This window comes from Alicyclobacillus macrosporangiidus CPP55 (assembly GCF_000702485.1).
In the GTDB taxonomy this organism is placed as follows: Bacteria; Bacillota; Bacilli; order Alicyclobacillales; family Alicyclobacillaceae; genus Alicyclobacillus_H; species Alicyclobacillus_H macrosporangiidus_B.
The window spans coordinates 498139-509982 of the sequence record NZ_JNIL01000001.1 but is presented as its reverse complement, the minus strand read 5'-3'; the positions used below and the strand labels follow the sequence as shown (position 1 = coordinate 509982).

Annotated in this window: 12 protein-coding genes; 10 read left to right on the top strand and 2 right to left on the bottom strand. The window is 52.0% G+C overall.

Annotated elements, in window-relative coordinates; genetic code table 11:
* Positions 1–249: 249 nt before the first annotated feature.
* The 4 genes from N687_RS0102705 to arsC all read left to right on the top strand — a co-directional run bounded on the left by N687_RS0102705 (position 250) and on the right by arsC (position 2274).
* Positions 250–579: a YciI family protein gene (locus tag N687_RS0102705; protein ID WP_051662895.1), complete on the top strand. Its 330-nt coding sequence runs from the start codon at positions 250–252 to the stop codon at positions 577–579.
* A gap of 166 nt (positions 580–745) precedes the next feature.
* Positions 746–1186: a MarR family winged helix-turn-helix transcriptional regulator gene (locus N687_RS0102700; protein ID WP_029420392.1), complete on the top strand. Its 441-nt coding sequence runs from the start codon at positions 746–748 to the stop codon at positions 1184–1186.
* 54 nt (positions 1187–1240) lie between these two features.
* Entirely contained in the window at positions 1241–1729 is a 489-nt protein-coding gene (locus N687_RS0102695; protein WP_029420391.1) for an arsinothricin resistance N-acetyltransferase ArsN1 family A, read from the top strand.
* Between the two features lie 122 nt (positions 1730–1851).
* Positions 1852–2274 (top strand): arsenate reductase (thioredoxin), encoded by a 423-nt coding sequence (gene arsC, locus N687_RS0102690; RefSeq protein WP_029420390.1) that lies wholly within the window; start codon positions 1852–1854, stop codon positions 2272–2274.
* A gap of 158 nt (positions 2275–2432) precedes the next feature.
* On the opposite strand, the gene N687_RS0102685 is transcribed toward arsC, so the two are convergent.
* Both N687_RS0102685 and N687_RS0102680 read right to left on the bottom strand, forming a co-directional pair.
* A complete protein-coding gene (locus tag N687_RS0102685; RefSeq protein WP_029420389.1) occupies positions 2433–3128 on the bottom strand; it encodes a response regulator in 696 nt (231 codons plus the stop codon).
* Between the two features lie 53 nt (positions 3129–3181).
* The gene (locus tag N687_RS0102680) at positions 3182–4798 is read right to left on the bottom strand and encodes an ATP-binding protein (protein ID WP_029420388.1); all 1617 of its coding nucleotides are present in this window, start codon (positions 4796–4798) and stop codon (positions 3182–3184) included.
* A gap of 755 nt (positions 4799–5553) precedes the next feature.
* On the opposite strand from N687_RS0102680, the gene kdpF reads away from it, so the two are divergent.
* The 6 genes from kdpF (at position 5554) to kdpC (ending at position 11610) form a co-directional block, all read left to right on the top strand.
* The gene (gene kdpF / locus N687_RS25380; protein ID WP_081841099.1) at positions 5554–5634 is read left to right on the top strand and encodes a K(+)-transporting ATPase subunit F; all 81 of its coding nucleotides are present in this window, start codon (positions 5554–5556) and stop codon (positions 5632–5634) included.
* A 40-nt stretch (positions 5635–5674) separates the two neighbouring features.
* Positions 5675–6304, top strand: coding sequence for a potassium-transporting ATPase subunit KdpA (locus N687_RS0102665; RefSeq protein ID WP_029420387.1), 630 nt, complete (start codon positions 5675–5677; stop codon positions 6302–6304).
* Between the two features lie 136 nt (positions 6305–6440).
* Positions 6441–7661: an IS110 family transposase gene (locus N687_RS0102660; protein WP_029419937.1), complete on the top strand. Its 1221-nt coding sequence runs from the start codon at positions 6441–6443 to the stop codon at positions 7659–7661.
* Between the two features lie 45 nt (positions 7662–7706).
* A complete protein-coding gene (gene kdpA / locus N687_RS0102655) occupies positions 7707–8915 on the top strand; it encodes a potassium-transporting ATPase subunit KdpA (RefSeq protein ID WP_081841098.1) in 1209 nt (402 codons plus the stop codon).
* 43 nt (positions 8916–8958) lie between these two features.
* On the top strand, positions 8959–11013 hold the full coding sequence (kdpB, locus tag N687_RS0102650) for a potassium-transporting ATPase subunit KdpB (RefSeq protein ID WP_029420385.1): 2055 nt from the start codon (positions 8959–8961) through the stop codon (positions 11011–11013).
* A gap of 30 nt (positions 11014–11043) precedes the next feature.
* Complete coding sequence (gene kdpC / locus N687_RS0102645; protein WP_029420384.1) at positions 11044–11610, top strand: potassium-transporting ATPase subunit KdpC; 567 nt, start codon at positions 11044–11046, stop codon at positions 11608–11610.
* Positions 11611–11844: the final 234 nt, after the last annotated feature.

The window sequence follows — 11844 nt, the reverse complement described above, 5'->3', positions numbered from 1 at the left end:
CCCGTTCAACAAACAGACTCCAGCTCCTCGCTGAAAACCCGGCGAGGGGCTGTTGAGATCACCGTGATACGGCCAGGAATATATCGTGAACGTCTGCGGTGTATTATGGGTGTATTAACCAATAGATAAGAAGAGCGGCTATTGGCGAGGGGCTCCAGGGTGCCTTCGTTGTGCAGGTGCAACGACCGGGGGTTTCCACGACAAGGATACATCATGGACCTGATTACGACCTCGAATAGGAGTGATTCTGTGACAAAGTTCGTGGCCATTCTGAAAGACAAGAAGAAGGGACACTTGACAAGAGATCTGCTGCAGGCACATGTCAATCATTTGAGAACGCTGAGTCAGAGTGGAAAACTTCACCTCTGCGGCCCCTTCACAGAAAATGATGAAGCTATACAAGTTCTCGTTGCGGATTCATTGGAGGAAGCAGAAGCACTCGTGCAGCAAGATCCATTCGTTAGATCTGGATATTACGGTTCCTACGATCTCAACGAACTCATCGAAGCCAATGAGTCCAACAATTGGTTGATGGATATCCCTCAAACGAAAGAGAACCTTGGAGATTTAGAGCAGTAGCACCAAGAGATCACACAGTGGTGGGCTCGGAAATCTGCAAAACCCGAAAGATGAATCATTACGCACGGGGCTTTGGCACCGCTCCGCGCCCTGTACCATCATGCGTCGAAGATAATACTTGCACAACGCAATTATTTCGGCAACAATCACGGTGGAGGGGAGCGCGATGGAGGAGTTACGTGAACTGTTTCAGAAGTTTGCGCGCAATTTCAGCATGCTTGACGCCACATCTTGTTCACGTTGTTGTGGCGAAGACTTGTCTCTCATCCAGAGCCATATCCTGTTCGAGGTAAGGCGCCGCCATCTTCCCTCGATGCAAGAGGTCGCGAACGCGCTCGGTGTTGACGTGACAACGTTTAGCCGTCAGGTCAAGGCATTGGTAGAAATGGGGCTGGTCCAGACCACACAGGACCCAAACGACAGACGAGTAAAGTTGTTGTCTTTGACCGAAAAAGGACAAGACATTGAAAGACAAATTAGCGATTTTATGAACCGAGCCATTTGTAAGATTTTGGATCGCATGACTCCGTTTGAACAACATGTGGTGATTTCGTCGCTATCCTTGCTGAATACGGCTGTACGCGAGGCACAAATCTGGTCTAGATAGTAGGGGTCGAAGGATTATTTAGTTGCATACATCAAGTAAAGTGGAGGGGTTACCGTGAATATACGATTTGGACGATTGGAGGATGTTGAGTCCATTCTGCTGATCTATAACCAGGGGATTGAAGACCGCATTGCAACCTTGGAAGTCGAGAAGAAGGATATGGAATATATGACGAAATGGTTCAACGGTCACACGGAGCGCTACCGTGTATTTATTGCTGAAAACGGTGGCGAGGTTATCGGTTGGGCATCGCTGCACCCGTACTCCCACCGATGTGCCTATTCCGGTGTGGGAGAAATCTCCGTGTATGTCCGGCGTGACTGGCGGGGCAAGGGAGTTGGGCAAAAGCTCCTTTCTGCACTTGAAGAGTTTGCCAAAGAACAAGGCTTCCACAAACTCGTGCTCGGAACCTTTCCATTCAACGAGTTGGGTCAAGGGCTGTATCGAAAGATGGGTTTTTACGAGGTCGGGACCTTTAAGAAGCATGGCCAACTGGACGGTAAATGGGTTGACGTCATGTGGATGGAGAAGTTGCTGTTGTAACGCGTTTCGAACGGTGTTTGAAGGACGTTATCTTCTTAACAAATGTACAATGAACTTGAGAACTGATCCGTAATTGGGTGGTTCGGGCAAGAAGGATTCGTGGAGGGTGTGGAGGGATCATGATGAGAAAACCGGTGGTTTACTTCTTATGCACTGGGAACTCGTGTCGCAGCCAGATAGCAGAGGGATGGGCCAAACACCTGGGCAAGGACAAAGTTGAAGTATACAGTGCAGGGATAGAAGCACACGGGCTCAACCCTCGTGCCGTAGCCGTGATGAAAGAAGCAGGGGTAGACATTTCCACGCAGACATCTAAGTTGATTGATCCCAATATTTTGAACAAAGCTGACTACGTCATCACGTTGTGTGGTGACGCGAATGACAAGTGCCCTATGACACCACTGCACGTTCACCGCCTGCGCTGGGGATTTGAAGATCCTGCGCAAGCGACAGGTACAGAGGAAGAAGTGGTGGACAAATTCCGCGAAGTACGTGACGCGATTAAAGATCGGGTACCAAAATTTTTGGAGGAACTGATTCGTTAACCATCCTGTTGAGCGAGGCATCTGCAAAAACTGATAGGACACTCATCGCGCCAGATTTTCAATGGGTGAGGCTCACAAACAAAGCACGCAAGGTACCATGGTGTCAACAGCGGGGTCATACATCTAAGCGTAAGTTAAAATGCAAACTCTTAGGTATGTCAATCGGGAGTGACAAGCCTATAGCCTACACCAGGTTCCGTGACCAGGATCTTTGGTCGAGTTGGGTCATCCTCTATCTTCTTCCGCAAATGTCCAATATACACACGCAGGTAATGAAGTGCCGATTCATAGTTTTGGTCACCCCATACTTCTTTGATGAGTTGTCGATGAGTCATCACTCTTCCGGCGTTTATGGCCAACACTTTTAATAGGTCGTATTCAATCGGTGTTAATTTGACTGGCTGACCGGAACGCTCTACAACGCGTTGTGCCAGGTCGAGAGTGAGTGCGCCAAGAATCAATATCGGTTCGTCAGTCGTTCCTGCTGTATGCCGAAGAGCGACTCGAATACGCGCCAGAAGTTCACGCATGCTAAATGGTTTCGTGACATAGTCGTCGGCTCCATTGTCCAGTGCGAGTACTTTGATTGCTTCATCGTCCCGAACAGTCAAAACGACGATTGGCACACTTGACCACTCTCGAATTTGAAGTAATACTTGGGTTCCATCTATATCCGGAAGGCCGAGATCCAACACAACGACATCCGGTCGCGACATACTGGCCTGGATGATACCATCTTTCCCTGTTCCAGCTTCTACCGTTGAATAGCCATGGGCTTCCAGAGTGACCCGTAGGAGTTTACGGATCTGGGGTTCATCGTCGACAATTAGGATCTTTGCTCCCATCCATTTCATCCCCCACGTTTCACATACCACTTCACTTTAAGAAAATTGTACTTCGGTCACCGTTACAACCCGGTATTCTCCTTATGCTCAGCATCGTCGGCAGGCAGTTGAATTGTGAAGATGGTTCCCCCGGTTTTCGCAGGTTGAGCCCGTATATTGCCGCCATGTGCGTCCACAATTCCCTTACAAATAGCTAACCCGAGACCTGTTCCAGGAATCTGGCGGGTCGTATCGGAACGATAGAATTTCTCGAAGATCCGTTCCGCCTCTTCGGGGCGAATGCCTATACCCGTGTCCCGAACCTCGATGAAAACCACATTGTCATCGCATTTAGCCGAAATATAGATCTCGCTACCGTCGGGAGAATATTTGATCGCATTACTCAAAAGGTTTACGAGGACCTGCTCAAGCAGGACATCGTCTACGTAGATGGCGGGCAGATTGTCCGGCAGAGAGACATGGACACGTCGATGTTGTAAGGCGTCCTGCACTTCCCCAAGAGCGACACCAATCATGTCCGAGATGTCGCACCAGTGCTTGTTCAGACGAAGCATCCCGCTTTCGAGGCGAACCATTCCGAGCAGATTTGTGACGAGCCGATTCATTCGCATTGCACCATCCCGTACCGTCGACAACAATTCACGCTGATCTTCAGATGACAAGACATGAGCGCTTTCAATCATTCCGGTGATCGCTCCCATAATCGTGGCCAGCGGTGTGCGCAGTTCGTGAGAGATGGAATCGAGCAGTGCCGTCCGGAGACGTTCCGACTCGGCCGCGACTCGGGCAATTTGGGCCTCTTCTTCGAAGTGGATTCTTGCGATGCAAACTGCAGCCAACCCAGCCAGTGCTTCTATCACGCGCAGTTGCTCGCCGGAGAACCCATTGCCCCGGTTGTGTTCTGTACCAATGCACAGCACGCCATGCACCTTCGTCTCGGTTTTGAGCGGGACGTAGAGCAGTGATGTCTCGGAGTATGCACGTGTACCATAGCCCGCCATCTGGGCATGAGTGTACACCCACCGTAAGATGGCCGGCTCCACGATGCTCCGCTCTCTCGATGGAGAAAATCCGTGTTGCACACGGATTTCGAACATGTTCTGTGCAGCAGGCAATACGACAGCGGCAGGTAGGCCAAACGTCCGAAATGATTGACGTGTAATTTCATTGAGGGCAGTATCTACATCGCGAACCGCCGCTACATGTCGACTCAGAGCATACAGGGTGTACGTGACCTTTTCACGCTCCGTAGCTTCCCGGGCCCTTTGCTTCAGTTGCGTAGCCAGTCCCGCAGTCAACGTCGCGACTGCCAGGAAAACTGCAAACGAGATCAGGTATGCCAAGTCACCCACAGTGTAGCTGAAAATGGGCGGAACGAAAAAATAGTCGAACGCGAGGAGACCGATGCCGGCGGCAAGAAAAGATGGCCACAACCCCCAGCGAACCGCGCTGACGAGAACCGGAATGAGATACAGCAACGCAATATTCACCGGTTCAAAGATGAACCTGACTTCCCACAACATTGCCGTGAGTACGGCGACCATGAGCGTGGACGCAGCATACGGAACCAAGCCGTGCAACGAGTTCCGTTTCCGCTGCCAGCTCTCCGGGACTGGCCATGAATCGATCGGCGCCCTCAGAACTCTCCACTTTGGTCGAGAAGAACGCTTGCGTTTCATCCATCTCCGCTCTCCGTTTCAGAGCTACTTATCCGTTATAACCCAGAATCTCGATATCCTTAGTCCACAGTTTGACAACCGCTTTATTTATCCACTTGTTCAAAGCGACAATGACACCTTGAGTCAGGTGCAGTTTGTTGGCTCAGCAATCGTTGTTGCATGCGTGGCGGGGGATTGGCCTTGCCATTCACTTTAGCATTCAGCTAGGAATACGACTATCCCTGCCTTCCCCAAAAAGGGAAACACAACGAAGACGGTGAGTGGATCCTGCCGCTCGCCGTGCTGCAATCCCACCAAGCTTTTGCTGAGCCAACAGATAGTTCTGATTCAGAAGGAATCACCTGTCTAGGCTAAAATGAACGATTCGCGGTCTTGACAGGATTACTGTCTACCGCAGACGTTACATGCACACATCCGACATGCATTCGCGGAATAGTATGTACATTTACGGTGCTGGTTTTATGTTTTTTTTATGCCTCGGACGGAATTCCCTCATCTACTCTTTATACGGATCGGCAATACAATCGGCATGTCGGAACCCTGCGGATAAGGAATGTGGTTCCACATGCAGGGAATACTTTTCCATGATTGTGCTTCAGACAGGAGGAGATGGTCCGTGGGGGATATTGTATCGATGGCGCTCATCGCAGTCACCTTTGGCCTTTTTGCATTGCTGATTCGAGTTTTCGGCAAGGCGTAAGTGGCCTCTGCCTTTCCGGCCACTCCGGATCGTTTTGCTGAGCCAGGAGGGAAGCATGATGTGGGTGTTACTGGTGATTGCTGTGGTACTCATGGCTTACCTCACATACGTCATTTTCAATCCTGAGAAATTTTAGTCTGACGGGGTTTGGATGTTGACAAAGGAGTGGGTTTCTTTTGACGCTTCAGGGAAGTATTCAAATATTGTCCGTCGTAGCCATCATTCTGGTTGTCGGGATTCCGCTCGGAGGATATCTGTATCGTGTGTTCACAGGTCAGCGCAGTTTGCTGGAATTCATCTATGCACCCTTTGAGCGGGTGTTGTACCGGCTCATCGGAGTCAATCCTGCGGTCGAGATGGATTGGAAGGCATACATCAAGAGTCTGCTGCTCGTGAACCTGGTCATGATGCTCTTTGCGTATTTGATCTTTCGCACGATGGGATATTTGCCATTGAACCCGGATCACATCAAGTCCATGCCGTGGGACTTGGCCTTTAACACGGCCGCCAGTTTTGTCACGAATACGAACTGGCAGAACTACGGTGGCGAGACAAGCATGACCTATCTCGGTCAGATGATGGGCATCACCTATTTGCAATTCACTTCGGCAGCCACCGGATTTGTCGCCGCGATTGCGGTTGTTCGGGGACTGGTGAACAACAAGTCTCGATACATCGGCAACTTCTGGGTGGACTTCGTAAGACATCCATGTCGAACTTCGACGCCACGGGAGCATGAAAATGAGGAGATATTGCGATACGATCGCGTCAGCAGCCGCCAGAGCTCGTTTGACGGTGGTGCATAAAGCCCGATCGTAAGACGGAGCCGGCGACCTCGAGAACCACGGTTTGTCGCTCCCCTACGGGATGCACGCACAGTAGAATTCGGATCATCGGTCGCCACGCGGTTGCGATTGTTCGCTCGATGGAGGTGCCCGTGGAATGGAAGTCGTGCATGAACGTTGCTGCGGGCTGGATGTGCACAAGAAGAAGGTTGTTGCGTGTGTACTCACCCCTGAAGGCAAAGAGATTCGCACATTCGGCACGATGACGGAAGATCTCCAAGCGATGTGCCAATGGATTCGCCAACACGGCTGCACACATGTGGCGATGGAGAGTACCGGCGTGTACTGGAAACCGATTTACAACCTATTAGAGGACCAGGGGCTTGAAATTCTTGTAGTGAACGCACAGCACATCAAACAGGTACCCGGGCGTAAGACCGATGTCAAAGATGCGGAGTGGATCGCGCAGCTTCTGCAACATGGACTTCTGAAGGGCAGCTACATTCCCTCGCGTGAGCAACGAGAGTTGCGTGAGTTGATTCGTTACCGGAAGTCGCTCATTCGCGAGCGTGCGAGTGAAGTGAACCGACTCCAAAAAGTCCTAGAAGGCGCGAATATCAAGCTGGCATCGGTCGCTTCGGACGTGCTCGGTGCGAGCGGGCGTGCGATGCTGGAAGAACTCATCGCTGGGAACACCGACGAACAAAGCATGGCTGCTCTCGCGAAAGGCCGATTGCGGAACAAGACGAAGGAGCTTGAGCAGGCGCTCAAAGGCATTGTGCGTCCTCATCAGCGGAAGCTGCTGGCCATTCAGCTTCAACACATTGATGAGTTAGACGAGTTAATCGAGGAAGTGAGCGCCGAGATAGCGCGGCGGATGCGCCCTTTTGAAGAAGACCTGGCGCGTCTCGAGGGGATTCCGGGGGTTGGGCGAAAGGCGGCAGAAATGATTGTGGCGGAAGTCGGGACGGATATGAGTCGGTTTCCGACCGCAGCGCATCTGGCATCCTGGGCAGGACTGTGTCCCGGGAACCACGAGAGTGCGGGAAAACGATACAGTGGAAAAACACGCAAGGGTGACGGATGGTTGCGAGAAACGATGATCGAATGCGCACGCGCTGCCGCCCGAGGCAAAAACACCCGCCTTTCCGCCCGATATCACCGGATTGCTGCGCGCCGGGGAACGAAACGTGCAGCGGTCGCTCTGGCGCACACCCTGCTGGTCATCGTATACCACCTGCTTAAGCACAAGGTTGCCTATCAAGACCTGGGACCTGATTACTACGATCGGCAGAATCGAGAAACGTTGATTCGACGCCACGTGCATCGGCTGAAGCAATTGGGCGTACAAGTTGTCATCACTGGGGAAGCCTCCTGAATCAATATACATAAATAACCATTCGAGAACTGCACAAGAGGGAGTATTCTCTTTTTTGTCCATTTTCTCAGTAGAGTCCATACACGTGTGCTCTTACCGATGGCCTTTGTCGCTGCCGTCGTTTTGGTTGGACTCGGGTTACCGGAAACGCTGCTCGGCGCCCAAACGGTTCATACCCTGCAAGGTGCTGCTCAGACCATTTCTCGCGGACCGGTCGCATCCCTTGAGGCCATCAAGCAACTCGGCACGAATGGCGGTGGATTCTTTAACGCGAACTCCGCCCATCCCTTCGAAGATCCATCCGCCTTGACGACAGTCATTGAAATTTTTCTGATGGCACTTCTCCCGACAGCCTTGATCGCGACGTTCGGGAAGTTTCTCCGTAACCGGAGACAGGCAGCGGTGCTGTACGTGTTTTTGACCGGCATGTTGCTGGCAGGCGCTTTTCTCGTGTACGGAAGTGAAGCGGCGGGCAATCCCATTCTTCAACACATGCTGGGTATTACGGGTCCCAACATGGAAGGGAAAGAAGTGCGCTTTGGGGTACCGCTCAGCAGTTTGTTCGTGGCGGTTACAACGGCTTGCACCACAGGCGCTGTGAACACGATGCATGATAGTTTGACACCACTCGGCGGCTTCGTTCCATTGCTCTTTATGATGTTCAACATGGTGTTCGGTGGTGATGGCGCTGGATTGCTCAACATCATCATGTTCCTCATCATCACGGTCTTTTTGTCGGGACTGATGGTGGGGAGAACACCGGAAATCTTCGGTAAGAAAATCGAAGCGCGGGAGATCAAGCTTGCCACCATTGCGATGTTGGTCCATCCGTTTGTCATCCTGGTCCCGACTGCCATTGCGGTCGCGACCAAGACCGGTGTGTCATCGATGGCAAATCCGTACTTGCACGGGTTTTCAGAAGTGCTTTATGCCTTCTCATCCGGTGCCGCAAACAACGGTTCGGCTTTCGCTGGATTAACCGGCAATACAACCTTCTATAACGTGTCCATTGGATTGGTGATGTTGCTCGGCCGGTACATTTCCATCATTGCGATGTTTGCCATCGCCGGGTCTCTGGCCAACAAGACAGTGATTCCGGACAGCCCGGGGACCCTGAAGACCGATACGTTCTCGTTTGGTGCGATTTTTGTGGCGGTGGTCATGATTGTTGGAGCATTGACGTTCTTCCCGGCGCTCGCCATCGGCCCAATCGGTGAACACATCCAGATGTGGGCTGGACAGCTCAGCCAATAGGGTGTCTGGTGCAGGGACAGAACGGAAAAAGGAGATGTATGAAGTGGCCAAGAGTGCAGTGAAAACCCTGTCTAAGGACATTGTGAGCCGGGCGATTATCGACTCGTTCGTGAAGCTAGATCCGAGAATCATGGTGAAAAACCCAGTCATGTTCGTCGTAGAGATTGGGTTTGTCATCACGCTCCTGTTGACATTTGCCCCAAACCTGTTTGGCGGCCATTATGGCCCGGGGCAAAGAGTGTTTAATCTCGTTGTTTGCATCACACTTTTCATCACGGTGCTGTTTGGCAACTTCGCCGAGGCGATTGCCGAAGGCAGAGGTAAGGCTCAGGCGGAGTCGCTGCGGAAGACAAAGACCGACCTGATGGCGAAGCGAAAGAAAGCAGACGGAACGTTTGAAGAAGTCCCCGCCACGGCGCTTCGCAAGGGTGACATTGTCCGGGTGGAAGCCGGTGATATGATTCCCGCGGACGGCGAGGTCTTGGAAGGAATCGGAAGCGTGGACGAGTCTGCGATTACCGGTGAATCGGCACCGGTCATTCGGGGCGCTGGAGGAGATTTCAGCTCCGTGACAGGCGGTACAAAGCTGCTGTCCGATGAACTCATCATCAAAGTCACCGCGGATCCCGGGGAGTCGTTCTTGGACAAGATGATCCGTCTCGTCGAAGGGGCGAGCCGGCAGAAGACACCAAACGAATTGGCATTGTCCGTGCTGCTGGCCGGACTCACGCTCATCTTTCTGATTGTCGTCGTCACGCTGGAGCCCATGGCTCATTACGTCAAGGGATCCATCGACATCGCGACACTGATTGCCTTGTTGGTTTGTCTGATCCCTACAACCATCGGAGCGCTCTTGTCCGCGATTGGCATCGCTGGAATGGACCGGGTGATTCGATTCAACGTCATCGCAAAATCGGGCAAAGCGGTTGAGGCCGCTGGTGATGTGAACACCTTGATCTTAGATAAAACGGGAACGATCACGGTCGGAAACCGTTTGGCAAGTGAGTTTTTACCAGTAGGTGCCCACAGTGAAGCAGAGTTGATGGAAGTCGCCGTGTTGTCGTCCCTGTTCGACGAGACCCCCGAAGGGCGATCTGTAATCGACTTGGCTAAGAAAAAAGGCGTTACCATTCCCCGTGAAGCCTACACCGATGCAGAGAACGTGGAATTTAGCGCGGATACGCGGATGAGCGGGCTCAATCTGGCAGACGGAACAAAGGTCCGCAAAGGCGCCGTCGATGCCATCAAGAAATACGTGCATGAACGAGGCGGCTCTGTGCCTGCAGACCTTGACGCCAAGACGGAGCGTATCGCCAGAGAAGGTGGAACTCCTTTGGCGGTGGTCAAAGACGCTGAAGTTTACGGTTTGATTTACCTGAAGGATATCGTTAAGCCCGGTATGCGTGAGCGTTTCGAAGAACTGCGGAAGATGGGTATCAAAACCGTGATGTGCACAGGGGACAATCCCTTAACCGCTGCTACCATCGCCAAAGAAGCAGGGGTGGACGACTTTATTGCGGAGGCGAAGCCCGAAGACAAGATGCGTTTGATCAAGGAAGAACAGGCAAAAGGCAAGCTGGTCGCCATGTCTGGGGACGGAACCAACGATGCGCCTGCGCTGGCACAGGCGGACGTTGGACTGGCAATGAATACGGGCACACCCGCTGCCAAAGAGGCGGGTAACATGGTGGATTTGGATTCCGATCCCAGTAAGTTGATCGAGGTGGTATCCATCGGCAAACAATTGCTGATCACCCGTGGAGCGATCACCACATTCTCGATCGCGAATGACGTGGCCAAATACTTTGCCATCATCCCGGCGATGTTTGCTGTGGTCGTCCCGCAATTGCACGTCCTGAACATCATGTTTCTCACCAGTCCACACAGTGCGATTTTGTCTGCCTTGATTTTCAACGCCATCATCATTCCGCTGCTGATTCCTCTCGCCATGAGAGGAGTCAAGTATCGGCCAATGAGCGCAACGGCGATGCTTGTACGCAACATCCTGATTTACGGTGTCGGTGGCGTGATCGCACCGTTTATTGGCATCAAGATGATCGATCTCATCATCACCGCACTTGGCCTGGCCAATATTTAACCCGTTCAATGACACGAGGAGGAAACCGTCATGGTCAATTTGTGGCGTTCGATACGGTTCACCCTTGTTTCTGCCATCCTGCTGGGGCTCATTTATCCGCTGGCTGTGACCGGAGTCGGCAATGTGCTCTTTCCATTTCAAGCTAAAGGAAGCATGGTTCAGTTCAACGGGCGAATTGTCGGTTCGGAATTGATCGCGCAACCCGTCACGGATCCCGGGTTGTTTTGGCCTCGACCGTCGGAAGTCAATTACGCAGCAAACGGGTCCGGAGGATCAAATCTGGGGCCCACGAACCCAGCACTGGTGAAGGAAGTACGCGATAACATGAAGTCCGCGGGCATGTCCGGTACCGTTCCAGCTGCATCCATTCCACCTGACATGGTTGAGACATCTGCATCCGGATTGGATCCAGATATTTCGGTGGAGGACGCGATGCTACAGATTCCTAGAATCTCCAAGGCAACCGGCTTAAGCGAGTCTACCTTGAAATCGCTGGTTATTCAACATCAAAAAGGTCCGTTCTTGGGCCTGTGGGGTGCGCCGATGGTGAATGTCATGGACCTGAACTTGGCCTTGGAGAAACAACTGGGCCGATAAGGCCTTCATTCAAGGGAACCGAGGTCGAAAAAATGTTTACTTCGTCGCAATTGTACTTCGGATCTGAGCCGTGTTGTCTTGACATTTTTACGCTCAGATATCGTTGGTTTGGTGCCATCTGGAAATACGAAGGAAATCATCAAACCGTACTCGGTTTCTGGTTTGGAGATAACAAACGAGATGTTGTCGAACAAGCACACGATGCAGGTTGGATTTCTTTTGTCGATTCAAACG

Bases quoted from the DNA above. Each gene is read 5' to 3' on its own strand.
- N687_RS0102700 (WP_029420392.1), top strand. From the start codon at position 746: ATGGAGGAGTTACGTGAACTGTTTCAGAAGTTTGCGCGCAATTTCAGC.
- arsC (WP_029420390.1), top strand. From the start codon at position 1,852: ATGAGAAAACCGGTGGTTTACTTCTTATGCACTGGGAACTCGTGTCGC.
- kdpC (WP_029420384.1), top strand. From the start codon at position 11,044: ATGGTCAATTTGTGGCGTTCGATACGGTTCACCCTTGTTTCTGCCATC.
- N687_RS0102660 (WP_029419937.1), top strand. From the start codon at position 6,441: ATGGAAGTCGTGCATGAACGTTGCTGCGGGCTGGATGTGCACAAGAAG.
- kdpF (WP_081841099.1), top strand. From the start codon at position 5,554: ATGATGTGGGTGTTACTGGTGATTGCTGTGGTACTCATGGCTTACCTC.
- N687_RS0102680 (WP_029420388.1), bottom strand. From the start codon at position 4,798: ATGAAACGCAAGCGTTCTTCTCGACCAAAGTGGAGAGTTCTGAGGGCG.
- N687_RS0102685 (WP_029420389.1), bottom strand. From the start codon at position 3,128: ATGAAATGGATGGGAGCAAAGATCCTAATTGTCGACGATGAACCCCAG.